Origin of the sequence: Pedobacter sp. N36a (genome assembly GCF_014472395.1) — a bacterium.
Classification (GTDB): domain Bacteria; phylum Bacteroidota; class Bacteroidia; order Sphingobacteriales; family Sphingobacteriaceae; genus Pedobacter.
In genome coordinates, this window is the sequence record NZ_JACSZW010000003.1 from 205,935 (window position 1) to 224,321 (window position 18,387).

The 18,387-nt window shown below is 40.3% G+C and carries 15 protein-coding genes; 13 read left to right on the forward strand and 2 right to left on the reverse strand.

All coding sequences use genetic code 11. The features are described from left to right. Nucleotides 1-80: 80 nt before the first annotated feature. From H9X96_RS07290 to H9X96_RS07300, 3 genes are all read left to right on the forward strand, one after another. Nucleotides 81-581, forward strand: a complete 501-nt coding sequence (locus H9X96_RS07290; RefSeq protein WP_187665670.1) for a hypothetical protein — start codon at nt 81-83, stop codon at nt 579-581. An 83-nt stretch (nt 582-664) separates the two neighbouring features. Next, nucleotides 665-1,742, forward strand: a protein-coding gene (prfB, locus tag H9X96_RS07295) for a peptide chain release factor 2 (RefSeq protein ID WP_187665671.1) whose coding sequence is annotated in 2 segments (ribosomal slippage) — nt 665-724 and nt 726-1,742 — 1,077 coding nt in all. Because the reading frame shifts where the segments join, the coding sequence is not laid out codon by codon here. Between the two features lie 2 nt (nt 1,743-1,744). After that, nucleotides 1,745-2,662 (forward strand): alpha/beta hydrolase, encoded by a 918-nt coding sequence (locus tag H9X96_RS07300; RefSeq protein WP_187665672.1) that lies wholly within the window; start codon nt 1,745-1,747, stop codon nt 2,660-2,662. Between the two features lies 1 nt (nt 2,663). Here the strand turns inward: H9X96_RS07300 and H9X96_RS07305 are convergent, their stop codons facing one another. Continuing rightward, the gene (locus H9X96_RS07305; RefSeq protein WP_187665673.1) at nt 2,664-3,533 is read right to left on the reverse strand and encodes a transglutaminase-like domain-containing protein; all 870 of its coding nucleotides are present in this window, start codon (nt 3,531-3,533) and stop codon (nt 2,664-2,666) included. Nucleotides 3,534-3,577: 44 nt separating this feature from the next. Here H9X96_RS07305 and H9X96_RS07310 point away from each other — a divergent pair, with 44 nt between their 5' ends. Beyond that, complete coding sequence (locus H9X96_RS07310; RefSeq protein WP_187665674.1) at nt 3,578-4,360, forward strand: O-methyltransferase; 783 nt, start codon at nt 3,578-3,580, stop codon at nt 4,358-4,360. A gap of 8 nt (nt 4,361-4,368) precedes the next feature. Here the strand turns inward: H9X96_RS07310 and H9X96_RS07315 are convergent, their stop codons facing one another. Further along, a complete protein-coding gene (locus tag H9X96_RS07315) occupies nt 4,369-5,502 on the reverse strand; it encodes a BamA/TamA family outer membrane protein (protein WP_187665675.1) in 1,134 nt (377 codons plus the stop codon). Nucleotides 5,503-5,662: 160 nt separating this feature from the next. On the opposite strand from H9X96_RS07315, the gene H9X96_RS07320 reads away from it, so the two are divergent. The 9 genes from H9X96_RS07320 to H9X96_RS07360 all read left to right on the forward strand — a co-directional run bounded on the left by H9X96_RS07320 (nt 5,663) and on the right by H9X96_RS07360 (nt 18,362). Beyond that, a complete protein-coding gene (locus tag H9X96_RS07320; protein ID WP_187665676.1) occupies nt 5,663-6,643 on the forward strand; it encodes a deoxyhypusine synthase family protein in 981 nt (326 codons plus the stop codon). Between the two features lie 252 nt (nt 6,644-6,895). Then, entirely contained in the window at nt 6,896-8,191 is a 1,296-nt protein-coding gene (locus H9X96_RS07325) for a cytochrome c3 family protein (RefSeq protein WP_255431035.1), read from the forward strand. Between the two features lie 44 nt (nt 8,192-8,235). Beyond that, a complete protein-coding gene (locus H9X96_RS07330; RefSeq protein ID WP_187665677.1) occupies nt 8,236-11,310 on the forward strand; it encodes a TAT-variant-translocated molybdopterin oxidoreductase in 3,075 nt (1,024 codons plus the stop codon). Nucleotides 11,311-11,333: 23 nt separating this feature from the next. Next, nucleotides 11,334-12,806, forward strand: a complete 1,473-nt coding sequence (nrfD, locus tag H9X96_RS07335) for an NrfD/PsrC family molybdoenzyme membrane anchor subunit (RefSeq protein WP_062550602.1) — start codon at nt 11,334-11,336, stop codon at nt 12,804-12,806. Nucleotides 12,807-12,808: 2 nt separating this feature from the next. Then, entirely contained in the window at nt 12,809-13,345 is a 537-nt protein-coding gene (locus H9X96_RS07340; protein ID WP_187665678.1) for a DUF3341 domain-containing protein, read from the forward strand. Next, nucleotides 13,338-13,925 carry a cytochrome c gene (locus H9X96_RS07345; RefSeq protein ID WP_255431036.1) on the forward strand — a complete coding sequence of 196 codons (588 nt, stop codon included), beginning with the start codon at nt 13,338-13,340 and terminating at the stop codon, nt 13,923-13,925. The genes H9X96_RS07340 and H9X96_RS07345 overlap by 8 nt, the downstream gene beginning before the upstream one ends. A 14-nt stretch (nt 13,926-13,939) precedes the next feature. After that, nucleotides 13,940-15,154, forward strand: coding sequence for a quinol:cytochrome C oxidoreductase (locus H9X96_RS07350; RefSeq protein WP_187665680.1), 1,215 nt, complete (start codon nt 13,940-13,942; stop codon nt 15,152-15,154). Nucleotides 15,155-15,222: 68 nt separating this feature from the next. Beyond that, on the forward strand, nt 15,223-16,461 hold the full coding sequence (locus H9X96_RS07355; protein ID WP_187665681.1) for a cytochrome c oxidase subunit II: 1,239 nt from the start codon (nt 15,223-15,225) through the stop codon (nt 16,459-16,461). A gap of 20 nt (nt 16,462-16,481) precedes the next feature. Beyond that, complete coding sequence (locus H9X96_RS07360) at nt 16,482-18,362, forward strand: cbb3-type cytochrome c oxidase subunit I (RefSeq protein ID WP_187665682.1); 1,881 nt, start codon at nt 16,482-16,484, stop codon at nt 18,360-18,362. Nucleotides 18,363-18,387: the final 25 nt, after the last annotated feature.

Consider the following 18,387-nt stretch of genomic DNA (forward strand, 5'->3'; position numbering starts at 1 on the left):
TAGTTTTTTGATTTAGGGATCATTTTAATTGGTTATATTTAGTAGACTAATATTGGTACATCACCTAGAAAAACAATTTTATGTTAGAAAATTTGAATGAACTGGTTAAACAAAGCGCTCAGGATGCCATTGTGAACAATTCCGACATTCCAAATGAGCAGAATGAGGCAGCGATTCAAGCGGCCTCCGGTTCTATTTTTGACTCCTTGAAACAACAATTGTCGTCGGGAAATATTGGTAATCTTGTAGATGCCTTTAAAGGTGGAGATGTAGCCAACTCTTCGGTAGTAAAGGACGCTTCTTCTGGCTTTATCGACAAGCTGTCTGGGATGGGCATCAACCTGGATTCGGCGAAAGCCATTGCTGCTTCAATTATTCCGGGAGTCATGGATAAGCTGGTGAGTAAGACAAATGATCCGAACGACAGTTCTTTTAATCTTCAGGATATGCTGACGAAAATTTCAGGGCCTGACGGGAAGTTCCAGTTGTCGGACCTGACGAATTTGTTCAGCGGCAGCGGCGAGCCTGGAAAAGAAGGGGAACCTGGTATAGTGGATAAGCTAAAAGGACTTTTTAGTTAGTAAAAGAAGAGGTTTAAAGGGGTTCTGTGCTTGTTTTTGAAAACAGGGACAGAACCTCTTTGTATTATTATATATTTGTGATTATGACAAAAGAACAAATTCAGGATTTAAGGGACAGAGTAGCGTCGCTGAGGAGGCATCTTTGACGTAGAAACACGTCTTGAGGAAATTTATATTGAGCAGGAGCTGACCCTGCAAACTGATTTTTGGGATGATCCTAAAAAAGCAGAAAAACATTTGGCAGGAATCAATTCTAAGAAAGTATGGACTGATGCCTGGCAAGCGGTAAACAAAGAACTGGAAGATACAGAAGTGATGTTTGAATTTCTCCAATCTGGTGATGCCACTGCGGAAGAAATGCAGGAACAGTATAACAACTGTTTAAATATGGTGGAAGAACTGGAACTGAAAAACATGCTGAGCAGTAAGGAAGATCAGCTGCATGCAGTCATGCAGATTACTGCCGGTGCCGGTGGTACGGAGAGCTGTGATTGGGCAGCCATGCTGATGCGTATGTACATCATGTGGGGAGAGAAGAATGGCTATAAGGTCACAGAACAGGATTCACAGGAAGGGGAGGTGACCGGTATAAAGTCCGTTACGCTTCAATTTGCCGGAGACTTTTCTTATGGTTATCTTAAAGGGGAGAATGGCGTGCACCGTTTGGTGCGCATTTCACCTTTTGATTCCAATGCCCGCAGGCATACTTCTTTTGCTTCCGTATATGTATATCCACTAGTGGATGATACGATTGAGATTGAAGTGAAGGATTCAGAAATTGAATTCGAGACTTTCCGTTCCGGTGGTGCTGGTGGACAAAATGTGAATAAGGTGGAAACTGCCGTAAGGCTGTACCATAAGCCTTCTGGAATTGTCATTAAAAACCAGGAGTCACGTTCACAGCTGCAGAATAAAGAGAATGCAATGCGCTTGCTGAAATCGCAGTTGTATGAAGCGGAAATGCGCAAGCGCATGGAAGCAACGGCTTTAATTGAAGGCTCTAAAAAGAAGATTGAATGGGGATCGCAGATCAGAAATTATGTGCTGCATCCTTATAAATTGGTGAAAGATTTACGAACCAATTATGAGACTTCAAATGCCCAGGCCGTATTGGACGGAGATTTGAACGAATTTTTGAAAGCTTACTTAATGGAATTTTAAATATGAGATACCTTATTGTATTACTGATGACCGGTCTTTTTACTGCAAATAGCGCAATGGCGCAGGAAAGTATATTGATTTACCCTGGAGCAATTCCCGGATCGAAGCCTGTGCCTTCGGATTATAAAGAGCTTTCTGAAACAGGAAAAGATGGGATCATTAGGGTAAGTAAGGTATCTGTACCCACATTGAAAGTGTTTTTGCCATCGAAGGATAAAGCTACGGGTGCGGCAGTGATCATTTGTCCGGGGGGTGGTTATGGCATTCTGGCCATCAATCATGAAGGTGATCATGTGGCTAAACGCTTCAATGATATCGGCGTTGCCGCATTTGTATTGAAATACCGTTTGCCAGATGATGCAATTATGGTGGATAAGTCGTTCGGTCCTTTACAGGACGCAGAACAGGCGATTTATCTGGTCAGGAAAGATGCCGCGAAATATAATATTGATCCTGCGAAAATAGGAATTATGGGCTTTTCTGCAGGTGGCCATCTGGCTTCTACGTTGACAGTACATTATAAGGATGTCAAAGTTGAGAATAAAGAAGGATTGAGTCTTCGTCCCGATTTCTCGGTGTTAATTTATCCGGTGATCTCTCTTCTGGAGTCGCCGCATACCGGTTCTGCAAAAAATCTGACCGGGCCGGACGCTACCTATGCGCAGAAGGAATATTTTTCTAATGAGCGTCATGTAGATGCGGAAACACCGGTTACCTTTTTAGTACATGCAAATGATGATCAATCTGTTCCTGTTGAGAACAGTATTTCTTTTAATCGCGCGATGGTAAAAGCAGGGAATAAGGCCGAGCTTCATTTATATCAAGCTGGTGGACATGGTTTCGGATTAAACAATAAGACGACGCAGGACCAATGGTTTGACCGCCTGGTCAATTGGATGAAAGCCAATAAAATAATCTAGGTTAGAGGTTGCTGTTGTCAATAATATCCTGCAGTTCTTTCAATTCTGCTACCTTTTCTGTGGAACCTAAGTTTTCATAAGAGGAGATCAGGTTTCTGATGATTCTTCTGATGATTTCTACATTACTGCATGGCGCATAAAATCCGGGCATAGGATCTAGCCCCAGCTGACGAAGGAACTGGTCTACATCATGTTTACCGAAGATGGCACCTTTGTTAAAGGCATTGATATAGAATAACACGCCAAATTCATGGTCTTCTCTTTTGCTTTCATCAATATAGCCCAATATAAAATGCTGCGGCAGATTGACGCCATATACCGGAATATCCAGTTTCTGGGCAATCGTAGAATAGATGATGGCTAAAGAAATCTGATTTCCTTTTTTACTGTCCAGTACTTGGTTGAGGTAAGAGTTTTGAGGGTCATGGTGGTTTTTTGTGTTTCCACTGAAGCCATATACATTATAGAATACATGATTAATGAGTTTGATTTTTTCAATAGAACTCATTTCATATTGCAGTCCAACCCAGATTTCTCTTTTCATTTCTTCCATCTGAAATTTGATCTTTTCCTCATCAAGATCTGGATATTGATACCTATTCACTACCAATGCACCTTGCAGGAGATCGAAAGCACCACTTTGATACCAGAGGTTCAGGTCTTCTTTTACACTTTTGAACTGGATTTTGTGGATGACATTCTCAATCCTTTCCTGCAACAGGGTATTCAAAGATTCTTCCCATGCATTTTCAAGAAAATGAACCACCTCTTGTCCATACTCCAGCAGGCGTTTTTCAATATGTTCGAAGATCTCCGGATCGGGATCGTCCAACAATTTGACCAATGCACTTATTTCTTTACTATTTTCCATTAAACATGCAACTTAGAATCATGTGATTGCTTATTTTTGTAGCTATGGTTTTCAACTTTATCAGCGACTATCTAAAGCACCGATTGACTTCAAAAAGCAGACATGGTACTCATTCTCCTTTCGTTTATAAGCTCACAGATGAGGTAATTTACGATTTTAACGTTAAAAGTGATTATAAAAGCATTGAAGCGCAAAGAAAAAAACTTTTAAATGACGATTCTTTAATTACGGTGACCGACCTCGGTGCAGGTTCTCATTTGAATAAGAACCGTACTAAAAAGGTACAGCAGATTGCAAAAAATGCTTTAAAGAGCCCTAGGTTGGCACAGTTGATTTATCGCCTTGCGAAAGAAAACCAGCCAAACCATATTTTAGAACTGGGTACTTGCTTAGGGCTGACTACCGCTTACCTTTCCAAAGCTTGTCCTGAGGCAGATATCATTACGATAGAAGGATGCCCTGAAACAGCAAAAGTAGCTTACAAGAACTTTGTGGATCTGGAACTCGAGAATGTAGAGTTAAGGGTTGGGAATTTTGATGCCTTACTGCCTGATTTAATCGCACAGGCAGATCAGTTGGATTTTGTTTATATAGATGGGAACCATAGAAAGGATGCGACCCTCCATTACTTCAACTGGTGTTTGCCGAAAGTACATGAAGGTTCACTATTGATCTTTGATGATATTTATTGGAGTGAAGGGATGAAAGAAGCCTGGGAAGAGATTAAGCGACATCCTGATGTTACGGTAACCATAGATCTGTTTTGGATCGGATTGGTTTACTTTAAAAAAGGACAGGCAAAAGAACATTTTAAGATTAAGTTTTAAATTCTTTTTTAGAATGCTTCAGCCAGGGTGAAATAGAAACCGCTCTGGCGTTTTTCGTTGCTGCGTTTTTCTCCTACAGCATAATCCATGCGAACACTTAGTCCTTTTTCCGGATCAAAGAAATATCTTCCTCCCATTCCATAAGAAGGCTTGAAGCTTTTCATCGAAAAATTGCCATTGGCAAAAACTTGTCCGGTTCCGGCAAAGATGACTGCTCCGAAACGGTTGTTGTACCGGTAGCGCAATTCTGTTTGTCCAGCCAATAAGTTCTGATCGCGATAACGTCCGGTATAATATCCCCTCATCATTTCATCATTCCCCATTTGCGGTAACAGATAGAAAGGGATCTTCTTTCCTTGTATGGTATGGAATAAAGCATTGACGCCTAAAACGAATTTAGGGCTGAGCGACCAGAAGTTTCTGACGTTTGCTCTGATGACACTTCCGCTGAAGCTTTCGCCTGACCAGAGCTTTGGGGCATATTGGTAGGCAATCCGGCCAAGGAAACCTTTAGTAGGGTAATTGTTGGAATTTCTGGTGTCGTAGCTTTGTGACAAACCTATATAGGCTACGTTTCCGCCTGATCTCTGAAAGAGGTCAGGAGCTGTGTTAAACAGGCCTCCTACGATTTCGTCTTTGAAATTATAGTTTTCAAATCCCAGGGAGAGTCCGGTATAGGCATGCGGTAATAATCTTTTTTCTGCTTCGAGCATCACCCTCGACTGGCGTTGAATTAATCTGTCTTTATCTGCAAATAGAGTTTCATTGCCGATTCCGAAAAAGTCGAAAGGCATTCTTTTAAATCTAAACTCAGAGATGAAATGATATTCGTTGCCTTTAGTCCAGATATCGCTCTTTAAGGAAAAGTTGTACTGTCCTTTGGTGGATACAGAGGCGACTCCTGAAAAGTTGGAGCTGCGGTTGGTGCTGTCTTTTCTATCCAGGTAAGTTGAATATAATGCGCCAAGGCCAAATTCTGCTCCGATTTCCTGAGCATACCGGAAAATGGGCACTGGCATAAAGCTCGCTCTGCGTGAGCTATCCGTTTTTTCTGATAAGTATCGTTTAATAAACTTCTTTTGTGCGGATGCATTGGTGACGGTAATGATCAGGATCGTGATGCAAAGCGAAATTCTCTTCATTGGCCTAAAATAGGGAAAGATTTATATAAATTTTGTTACTGGCGATCCCATAGCAAGATTAGCGCCAGTATTTGATGGCTTTCTGTTTTAAAGCAGGGTTAGGATTAGTCCTTTACGAATATTTGCCTATTTTTGCGGCAACAACATAAATTAATCAAAAATGAGTACAACAAGAGGACCTATCTCGCAATTCATGGAGACGAATTATCTCCATTTTAATGCGGCAGCTATGATGGATGCGGCTAAAGGATACGAAACACATTTGGATGAAGGTGGTAAGATGATGATTACCCTTGCAGGAGCGATGAGTACTGCTGAGCTAGGGATTTCATTAGCTGAAATGATCCGTCAGGACAAAGTTTCGATTATTTCTTGTACTGGTGCCAACCTGGAAGAAGACATTATGAACCTGGTTGCGCATTCGCATTACAAAAGAGTGCCTAACTACCGTGATTTAAGTCCACAGGATGAATGGGATCTTTTAGAAAACCATTACAACAGGGTAACTGATACTTGTATTCCTGAAGAAGAGGCTTTCCGTAGGTTGCAAAAACACATCAATAAAATCTGGAAAGATGCAGAAGATGCTGGAGAGCGTTTCTTCCCGCATGAATTCATGTACAAAATGTTATTGAGCGGTGATTTAGAGCAATACTATGAGATTGATCCTAAAAACTCATGGATGCTTGCAGCAGCAGAGAAGAACTTGCCGATTGTAGTACCAGGATGGGAAGATTCAACGATGGGTAACATCTTTGCTTCTTATGTGATGAAAGGTGAAGTTAAAGCAACTACAGTAAAAGGTGGTATTGAATATATGGGATATTTAGCAGACTGGTACATTAAGAACAGTTCTGGTAAAGGCATCGGGTTCTTCCAGATTGGTGGAGGTATTGCGGGTGACTTCCCAATTTGTGTGGTTCCGATGTTGTATCAGGATATGGAAATGGAGAATATTCCATTCTGGAGCTATTTCTGTCAGATTTCTGATTCAACTACTTCTTATGGATCTTATTCAGGTGCAGTACCGAATGAAAAAATCACTTGGGGTAAATTAGATATCAACACGCCAAAGTTCATTGTAGAATCAGATGCGACAATCGTTGCGCCACTGATCTTTGCATGGATATTAAAAATGTAAATTGAATTTACAAATATTGTCAATGTGAGGTTGGCTGAGAAGAATCAGCAGTTTTTTGAAAATTGCTGATTTTCCTCGTTTAAAGCCCCAAAAACGAACTATTTAGATTGATTATAAATTGTATTTACTGTCATTTATTTGTCATTGGTAAGTTAATAAATTTTACTTTTGTGGACGTTTTGGTGTAGAACCTAAGTTCGATTGCCAAAGGCGGTTTACAAGTTTTTTAAAAAATAGCATAAAATACTCATTATGAGGGATATCTCATTGATCATTAGAAGAGTTTGGAAGTCGGCATTCATGTTCACGGCTCTATCTGTTTTAATCGTTTCTGCAACACAAGCGCAAGATGTAGTGGAGGGAAGAAAAATATTTAAAGATAAATGTTCTTCTTGTCACCAATTAGACCGTAACAGTACAGGTCCGGCTTTAACTGCCAAAATGAACGAGCTAGACGAAGCCTTTACCATCAAATGGGTAAGGAACTGGAAAGCTTTAGTTGATGCTGGCGATAAGCAAGCGATTGAGGCAGCGAAGTTCTCTCCATCGGAGATGACGACGTTTCCTACGTTAACAGACGACCAAATTAAAAACGTTATCGCTTACGCTAAAGCGGGCGAGCCTAAGAAAGAAGGTGATGCGGCAGCAACTACAGCAACTGCTGACACAGGTGTATCTGATTTTTCTATCGCAGGTATCGTTGCTATTATATTAATATCGATTGCGGTATTAGTGGTACTAGGACGTGCGATTAAAATGTTAGAGCGTCTGATCTTACAGAAACGTGGTGTTGTACTTACAGAAGAAGACAACGTTTCTTTAGTAGTAGGTGTTCGCAGATTATTCAAAAACAAGAAATTTGTATTCTTCTTTATTCTATGTTTAGTCGTGAGCTTAGGTTCATTCGGATGGATGGGGATGTGGAATACAGGTGTACACACAGGATATCAGCCGGTACAACCGATTAAGTTCTCTCACGAATTACATGCTGGGACAAATCAGATCGATTGTCAGTACTGTCACTCAGGTGCATTTAAATCTAAAAATGCTTCTATTCCATCTGTGAATGTTTGTATGAACTGTCACAAATCGGTACAGGCTACTGAGAAGTACAACGGTGAAATCTCTCCTGAGATCCAAAAGATCTATACTGCGATCGGTTACGATCCAGCAACTTTGACTTACGACAAGTCTAAAGAGAAACCAGTAGAATGGATTCGTGTACACAACCTTCCTGATTTTGCTTATTTCAACCACTCTCAACACGTAGTAGTAGGTGAGGAAGCGATCAGAAAACAAAAAGGTCTTCAGCCAAATGAGCCGGTATGTTTTGCATGTCACGGTCCGGTGAATACCATGGAAGAAGTTTATCAGTTCTCTCCGCTAACGATGAAATGGTGTATCAATTGCCATAAAGACGCTGAGATTTCAGGTAAAGACAATGCTTTCTATACGAAAGTGATTGAAGCCCATGAGAAAATCAAAAAAGGCGAAAAAATCACACCAGCATTATTGGGTGGTTTAGAGTGTGGTAAGTGCCACTATTAATAAGAGTTTAATAAGAACGTTCGATAAACAGTAATATAGCTTAAATGGAAAGCAATAAAAAATACTGGAAAGGCTTAGAGGAGTATAAAAACACTCCCGATTTTGTTGAAAACAACAAAAACGAATTTGCTGAGCCCCTTCCAATAGAAGATGTTTTAAATGAAGCAGGGTTAAGTACGGTAACCCCGCGCCGGGACTTTTTGAAAGCACTAGGCTTCGGCCTGGGAGCGGTAACGCTTGCAGCTTGTCAGACCGCTCCGGTTCATAAATCAATCCCTTATGTCATCAGACCTGAAGAGGTAGTTCCGGGTATTCCGAATTACTATGTGTCAAGTTTCAATGGACAGAGTGTATTGGTGAAGACCAGAGAGGGACGTCCAATTAAAATTGACGCAAACCCTAATTCAGGAGTATTCAATACAGGTACTGATGCACAGGCGCAAGCTTCTGTTTTAGATCTATATGATGTTTCTAAATTACATGGTCCTGTTTTAAAGGATGATGAAAAAGCATCATGGGCTAAGATTGATGAGTTTGTAAAAGGCGAATTAAATAAAGCTCAGGCATCAGGAAAGAAAATCCGTGTGGTTTCTTCTACAGTAAGCAGTCCTTCTACTAAAGGAGTAATTGCTGACTTTGCTGCTGCGTACCCTAATACTAAGCATGTACAATACGATGCAGTATCATATACTGGTATTATCAAAGCAAATGAGAATAGCTTTGGTAAAGCAGTAGTTCCACAATATAGATTTGACAAAGCTGACCTGATCGTAAGTTTCGGTGCAGACTTCTTGTCTACCTGGATCAGCGGTGAAGAATTCACTTCCCAGTATGTTGCGAATAGAAATCATAAGTCTTTAAAGGCTGGTAAAATGTCACGTCACTTCCAGTTCGAAGCTGGTATGAGTGTAACAGGTACTAACGCTGATACGCGTGTGCCGGTTAAACTATCAGAAGAGGGACCTGCATTAATTACCTTATATAATACCATTACTGGAAATAACTTAGCTGGTGCTAGCTTGCCAAATAACGTAACTGCTGATAAAGCAATTAAGTTGGTGGCTAAAGAATTGTTGCAAAACAAAGGAAAAGCATTAGTAGTTTCAGGTTCAAATGACGTATCTACTCAGATTCTGGTCAATGCGATCAACTCTGCAATCGGCAGTTATGGTACAACGATCGACTTAGACAATCCTTGTAAACGTTACGCAGGTAACGATGCAGAATTTGCTGAGTTTATCAATGAAATGAACAGAGGAGAAGTTGCTGCGGTATTCATCTTAAATGCTAACCCTGGTTATGATGTAGCAAATGCGAAAGCTTTTGCTGATGCATTGGCTAAGGTAGCTTTAAAAGTATCTTTCGCAGATCGTAAAGATGAGACTGCCAGCTTATGTGATGTAATTGCAGTTAACCATAACTATTTAGAGTCATGGGGTGATGCAAGTGCTTACGAAGGCGTTTACTCTATCGTTCAGCCAACTATCAATCCAGTATTCAATACCCGTCAGGCAGAAGAGAGTTTATTGATCTGGTCTGATAACGCGGTTAAAGATTACTACCAGTATGTGCGTAACAACTGGGATAAAAACATCCTTCCTTTATTCGGTAAAACCTGGAAAGAAGTATTACAAACTGGTGTATTCATTGCGGGTGCTAAACCAGCTGGAGCTTATAACTTCAGCTTGTCATTAGCAGCAGTAATTCCTACCATTTTAAATAACAGCAAATCATTAGCAAAAGATATCGAATTACAAGTTTATGAAAGTGCATCAATGCGCGATGGTAGACATGGTAACAACGCTTTCTTATTAGAATTGCCAGATCCGGTTTCGAAAGTAACCTGGGACAATTACATTGCTATTGCCCCTAAGTTCGCTGAGAAATTAGGTTACAAAGAATTCGATATCGTATCTGTAAAAGCAGCAAACGGTTATACTATTGACTTACCTGTGCTGATTCAGCCAGGACAAGCTCAAGGAACTGCTTCAATCGCTTTAGGATTTGGTAGAACGATGACTGGTAAAGCTGGAAATAATGTAGGTAAAAATGCTTATCCTTTTGTAAGTTTCAGCAATGGTACTTCTAAATATGCAACTACGGTTCAGTTAACTGGAACAGGTCGCAGAGAAGAATTGGCGCAGACACAAACGCACCACTCTTTCGAAGGAAGAAACATCATTCGTGAAGCTACTTTCACAGAATACAAAAAGAATCCAGCTGCAGGTTCAGGTAATGACCATGCAAAACATAAAACTTACGATTTATGGCCGGCTTATGAGAAACCAGGTAACAACTGGGTGATGGCAATCGATTTGAATGCTTGTACAGGTTGTGGTTCTTGTATTGTGGCTTGTAACGTAGAAAATAACATTCCTGTTGTAGGTAAAGAAGAGGTTCGTAAGCGCAGAGAAATGCACTGGATCCGTATCGACCGCTATTACAGCTTTAATGTAGAAGGTGATGCACATGCAGAAGGCGGACATGACGCTCATGGTACTGGTATCAATGCGGTAACTAAAGAGAAAGAAATTGCTCATTTAGACAACCTTGATAATGTATCTGTAGTTCACCAGCCAATGCTTTGTCAGCACTGTGACCATGCTCCATGTGAGACGGTTTGTCCGGTATTGGCAACGGTACACTCTTCGGACGGCTTAAACCACATGGCTTATAACCGTTGCGTAGGTACACGTTATTGTGCGAACAACTGTCCGTATAAAGTGCGTCGTTTCAACTGGTTTAACTATTGGAATGACTCTCGTTTCGACAACTATCTGAACAATGAATTTACTCAGCTGGTACTTAACCCTGACGTAACTGCTCGTTCAAGAGGTGTTATGGAGAAATGTTCTATGTGTATCCAACGTATCCAAGCTGGTAAATTAACTGCTAAGATTGAAAAACGTCCATTAAAAGACGGTGATATCAAAATGGCATGTCAGCAGGCGTGTTCGGCAAATGCGATCATCTTTGGCGATGCCAATGATCCTGAGTCGGAAGTATCTAAAGCATTACGTAGTGAGCGTATTTACTATGTATTGGAAGAGATCAACGTACAACCGGGTATAGGTTATATGACAAAAATTAGAAACACAGATACAACAGTACAAGCGTAAGCTGATATTAAAGAAAATAAATTATGTCAGGACATAAGGAATCAATATTAAGAGAGCCATTAATCACCGGCAATGATATCACGTATGCAAAGATTACGAATGATATTCTAATGCCAGTTGAGAACAAGCCTAACAAGGCATGGTGGATAGGATTTATACTCGCACTATGTGGTGCCACACTATGGTTGGTATCCGTTGGATATACCTTCTGGTTTGGTATCGGTGCATGGGGATTAAATAAAACAGTTGGATGGGCATGGGACATCACCGGATTCGTTTGGTGGGTAGGTATTGGTCACGCAGGAACACTGATCTCTGCGGTACTATTACTCTTCCGACAGAACTGGAGGAATTCCATTAACCGTTCTGCAGAGGCGATGACCATCTTCGCCGTAATCTGCGCCGCGACGTATGTAGTATCTCACATGGGTAGACCATGGTTGGCTTACTGGGTACTTCCATTACCGAATCAATTCGGATCGCTATGGGTAAACTTTAACTCTCCATTAGTTTGGGATATGTTTGCGATCTCTACTTACTTCTCCGTATCACTTTTATTCTGGTACACAGGTTTATTGCCTGATATCGCGACGATCCGTGACCGTGCAGTAGGAACAAGACGTAAAATCTATTCTATCCTTTCTTTTGGGTGGTCTGGTAACGTAAAAACATGGCAGCGTTTTGAGGCAGTATGTATCATCTTAGCAGGTATTTCTACACCATTGGTACTTTCGGTTCACACGATTGTATCTATGGACTTTGCAACCTCGGTAATTCCAGGATGGCATACTACGATCTTCCCTCCATACTTCGTAGCAGGGGCGATCTTCTCCGGATTCGCGATGGTATTAACATTACTACTAGTCGCTCGTAAAGTATTAGGTCTTGAAAACTACATCACCATGTTCCACATTGAATCGATGAATAAGATCATCATTCTAACAGGATCGATTGTAGGTGTAGCTTACATCACTGAGTTTTTCATTGCCTGGTACTCAGGTTCAGAATATGAACAATACGCCTTCATTAACCGTTCAACAGGACCATACTGGTGGGCATACTGGATGATGATGACGTGTAACGTAATCTCTCCTCAGTTACTTTGGTTCAAAAAGATCCGTACCAGTATTGCAGCAACCTGGATTTTATCTATCGTGGTAAACATTGGTATGTGGTTCGAACGTTTCGTAATTATCGTGACTTCATTACACCGTGATTATATCCCTTCAAGTTGGGCGATGTTCTATCCAACATGGGTAGATGTGGGTGTCTTTGTAGGCTCAATCGGAGTGTTCTTTACCTTGTTCCTTTTATTCTTAAGAGTATTACCTTCTATTGCAATTGCAGAGGTGAAACTGTTACTGAAGAGTGCAAGTGAGCAATCTAAAATGGAACAAATTAAAGAAGGTCATTTGGACAAAGAACACGTGAAAGAATACGTAGAGTCTTTAGAGAAATTTGATAGTGTTAAACAAGAAGAATACGCAAAAATATAACAATGAGTAATATCAAATATATTTTAGGCAGTTTTGGTGATCCTGACGAAATGATGCACGGCATCGACCAGTTACAGGCAAATAACATTAAAATACATGATGTTTATACACCAATGCCTATTCACGGCATCGAAGCTAAATTAGGGATCAAAAGATCCAGGTTGGATATCCTTGCATTCTTTTGTGGGGTAGCCGGAACCATTTCCGCATTCGCATTGATCTACTTAACCTCGGTGGTAGATTGGAAACACAACATTGGTGGTAAACCTGCTTTAGCACTTCCGGATTTTATTCCGATTATGTTTGAGGTCACAGTTTTATTCTGTGCATTCAGTTTAGTGGGGGCTTATTATGCTTCAACGCATTTATTCCCAGGAAGAGCACCTAGAGTAATGGACTTAAGAGCTACAGATGATAGATTCATTATCGCTGTAGATGCAAAAGAAAATGCCGACCATAATAAAATTGATGGTTTATTAAAAGATGCAGGTGCTTTAGAAATTAAGCACAATGAAAGGAAGTATATCAGCTATGAATAAGAATAAAGTAGTTTTAGCCTCATTTTGTATTCTTGCAAGTGCTGTTGTATTTTCAGCATGTAAAGATCCGCAGAGTACAGGTTTAGAATATGCAAGGAACATGTATGATCCGATTGCATATAATCCGGACCAGCCAAACAAAAACTTTAAGAACGGAGCAACGGCACAAACGCCGCCAGCGAATACTACTCCAGTAGGATTCAACAAGTACGATGATTATCCTAATACTAAAGAAGGATATGAAGCTGCTGGTGCTAACCTGAAAAATCCGCTTCCTGAAACAGAACAAAATCTAATCGCAGGTAAACATTACTTTACCGTATTCTGCTCGCCATGTCATGGTGAAAAAGGCGATGGACAAGGTCACCTGGTAAAAATCGATAAGGTCAGTGGTATTCCTTCTTACCATGGTGATGCAGCTTCATCACGCGGTGGTTTGATGAAAGACCTTACTGCAGGAAAAATTTATCATACGATTGAGTATGGTTTAAATAACATGGGTTCACATGCCTCTCAACTATCTCCTGATGAAAGATGGAAAGTAGTGATGTATGTTCAACAATTACAAAAAATACAATAGAAAAGCACAAATAAATGGGAACTCACAATTATAATTTAACTGAGCAGTTTGAGTTTACAGGTAAAGCAAAAACCTTAAGTCTGATCGCTATTGTCCTAGGGGTACTAGCTATAGGATATGGCTTTTCGGCGGAGGCGCTTCATGAGCGTACTTTTGCTAACTTGTTACTGATGGCTTATTACTTCGCATGTGTTTGCATGTCAGGTGCATTCTTTCTTGCTGTTCAATTTGTAGCACAGGCTGGTTGGTCTGCATCTATATTACGTGTACCACAGGCGATGGCTAAAACCTTGCCGATTGCGGTTGTTATCTTAATCGCAGTTATGGCAGCCGGTTTGTACACACACAACTTATATCATCACTGGAATGCTCCGGGCTTAACTGATCCGAACAGTCCTAACTATGATAAATTAATCGACGGTAAATCGGCTTTCCTTAACGTTCCATTCTTTATGGCACGTCAGGTGATCTTCTTGGGTGTTTATTCCTTCTTCGCAGTTTGGTTTGCTAAATTGTCAGTAAATGAAGATTTAAAAGGTGGTTTAGATTCTTACAGAAAAAGTTTTAAATACTCTTGTATTTTCTTAGTAATCTACGGTTTTACTACGCCAATCTTTGCTTTTGATACCATCATGTCTCTTGAGGCACACTGGTTCTCTACGATGTTCGGCTGGTATAACTTCGCAGCAATGTGGGTAAGTAGTTTAGCGACGATGGCCATCATCATTATCCTGTTGAAAAAAGCAGGTTACATGAAATGGGTTAACAACAGTCACCTTCACAACTTAGGTCAGTTTATCTTCGGATTCTCTATTTTCTGGACGTATGTATGGTTCGCTCAATTTATGTTGATCTATTATGCAAACATGCCGGAAGAAACGGTTTATTTCTACAAAAGATTTGATCACTACCAATTCTGGTTCTATCTGAACCTGGTATTAAACTTCTTAGCTCCTGTTTTATTATTAATGGACAGAGACAACAAGAGACAGGAAAATATCATGTTAACGGTTTGTATCATCGTATTGTGCGGTCACTGGGTTGATTATTACCAAATGATTATGCCAGGTACGGTGGAAGAACACCATGGTTTTGGTATTATTGAGATAGGAACAGCTGTAGGTTTTGTAGGATTGTTTACCTTTACCGTTTTAAGAGCACTAAGTAAGCAGCCTTTAATCGCAAAGAACCATCCTTTCCTACAGGAAAGTTTGAATCACCACTTGTAATAGGTGATCTTAATAGAGTATATAAAATAATAGTATAATAGAAGTACAGCGTTACTACTTTTAAGGAAATGAGTTTAAGAAAATTTATAAGTAACAAAACAATAGCGGCACTAGCAGTGATTCTTACTGTTTTTGCAAGCACAAGCGCATTTGCACAAGCTGCCGGCGCTGCCGCTGAGACCGTTGCCAAACCTATTGATATGGGTCCGGTTTATAAAACGGTTATATTTTATACCATGGCATTTCTACTACTTTGCTTATTTATAGCAATTATTGGAAAATCATTAAAGGTATATGAATTGACCCGTGAGGCTCAGGACAAACCAAAAGGAATCAACTGGAATACAATAAACGGTGTGTTGTTCGCATTGTTCCTGATTGTAGGCCTATATGGTGTTTATTGGGAATATACAGTTCATGGAAAGATGATTCTTCCAGAAGCTGCTTCCGAGCATGGTAAGAAAATTGATCAGATGTTCAACATTACGTTGATCATCACTACGATTGTATTTATCGCTACGCACATCATCCTATTTGTTTTTGCTTATATCTATAGAAGCACTGGAAAAAGGAAAGCTTACTACTATCCACATAACAACGCTTTAGAGCGCATCTGGACAATCGTTCCTGCATTGGTATTGACTGTGTTGGTGTTGATGGGTTTCTTAACCTGGAGATCAATTTTCTACAAAATTGAGGATCCAAACAACAAGCCATTAAACATTGAGATTACTTCATCTCAGTTTGCATGGGCGATCCGTTATCCGGGAGCTGATGGTATTGTTGGGGTAAAAAACTACAAGTTGATCAACTCTATTAACGCATTAGGTATTGATTTTAAAGACAAAAACACTTTAGATGATCAGACAGCTGATGAGATGGTGATTCCTGTGAACAAACCAGTTCGTTTAATTTTGACCAGTAAGGATGTATTGCACAGTTTCTACATGCCTCACTTCAGAATTCAATTGAATACAGTACCAGGTATGACTTCTTACTTCGAGTTTACGCCAACCATCACTACTGAAGAGATGAAAGTGAAAACTAACGATCCTAAATTTGCTTACTTATTCTTATGTGCTAAAATTTGTGGTGAAGGTCACTACAAAATGCAGAAAGAAGTTAGAGTGGTTTCGCAAGCTGAGTATGAGGCATGGGTTAAAAAACAGGGAACTTATTTAACTGACGATTTGAGAAAAGAGTTTAACCTGCCAGTAGCAGCAGCACCAGCTGCAGTTGCACCCGCAGATAGTGTTAAAAAAGACACTGCTGCAGTTAAAACAAATCAATTAGCTTTAAAAAAATAATAATACTGGAATAGCACATTATGTCAACTATATCATTACACGATACACATAACCACGATAGCCATGATGATCATGGTCATCACAAAGAGACCTTCTTAACGAAGTATGTCTTTAGTCAGGATCACAAAATGATCGCTAAGCAGTTCCTGATAACAGGTATTATTATGGCTGTTATTGCGATGGGCTTATCTATCCTGTTTCGTTTGCAACTGGCCTGGCCAGAGAAAAGCTTCCCTATCCTGGAAACGTTCCTAGGAACATGGGCAGAAGGCGGACGAATTAAACCGGATTTCTATCTGGCATTGGTAACGATACATGGTACCATCATGGTATTCTTTGTATTGACAGCCGGCCTGAGTGGTACATTTAGTAATTTATTGATTCCTCTTCAGATAGGGGCAAGGGATATGGCATCGCCATTCCTGAACATGTTATCTTACTGGTTCTTCTTTGGAGCTTGTGTGATTATGATGAGTTCATTCTTTATCCAAACTGGTCCAGCTAGTGCGGGATGGACAATTTATCCTCCGCTATCTGCTTTACCAACGGCAATCAAGGGATCTGCATTAGGTATGACTTTATGGTTGATCAGTATGATCATGTTTGTTGCTTCTTCTCTAATGGGTGGTATCAACTATGTGAGTACTGTATTAAACATGCGTACCAAAGGTATGGATCTTTGGAAAATGCCATTGACGATCTGGGCCTTCTTCTTAACAGCGATTTTAGGTGTACTTTCCTTCCCGGTATTGGTGGCAGGTGTCGTGCTTTTAATCTTTGACCGTAGTTTTGGTACAAGTTTCTACCTTTCTGATATTGTGATGGGTACTCAGGTATTACCTAATGAAGGTGGTTCCCCAATCCTTTGGCAACACTTATTCTGGTTCTTAGGTCACCCTGAGGTTTACATCGTAATCATGCCAGCATTAGGTATTTCTTCAGAGGTGATCTCAGTAAATTCAAGAAAGCCAATTTTCGGTTACCATGCGATGATTTATTCATTGATTGGTATTACAGTATTATCATTTATCGTTTGGGGTCACCACATGTTTGTGACGGGTATGAACCCGTTATTAGGTGGGGTATTTATGATCACTACGTTGATTATTGCGGTTCCTTCTGCAGTAAAGACTTTCAACTACCTGGCTACATTATGGAGAGGTAACATCAGATTCACTCCAGCAATGTTATTTGCGATTGGTTTGGTATCTTTCTTCATCTCTGGTGGTTTAACCGGTATTTTCTTAGGTAATGCTTCTTTGGACATTAACTTACATGATACTTACTTCGTTGTTGCCCACTTCCACTTGGTAATGGGTTCTGCTGCGATCTTCGGTATGCTTGCAGGTGTGTACCATTGGTATCCTAAAATGTTCGGTAGAATGATGAGCAGCAAATTAGGTTACCTTCACTTCTGGTTAACTTTCATCTCTGCTTACCTGGTATTCTTCCCATTACACTTCTTAGGTCTTGATGGTGTACCTCGTCGTTACTATGCATTTACTGAATTTGAGTTCATGCAGAAATGGTTAACCGTGAACGTATTTGTGACCTGGGCAGCTATTATTGGTGCATTGGCACAAGTTGCTTTCTTATGGAACTTCTTCTACTCCATCTTTAAAGGAAAGAAAGCGCCTCAAAATCCTTGGGAAGCAAATACTTTAGAGTGGACTACACCAGTAGAACACCTACATGGTAACTGGCCAGGAGAAATCCCAACAGTATACCGTTGGCCATATGATTATAGCAAACCTGGTTCTGATGTGGATTTCATTCCTCAGACAGTTCCTTTCTCTCAAACGATGACTTCTAACATGCCTCACGATTTTGAAGGTAATACAGAAGCTGAGCGTATCCAAAGAGAATGGGAAGCTAAAAACCCTGCAGTAGCAGAAAAATAGATCATACATCGTATTCTAAATACAC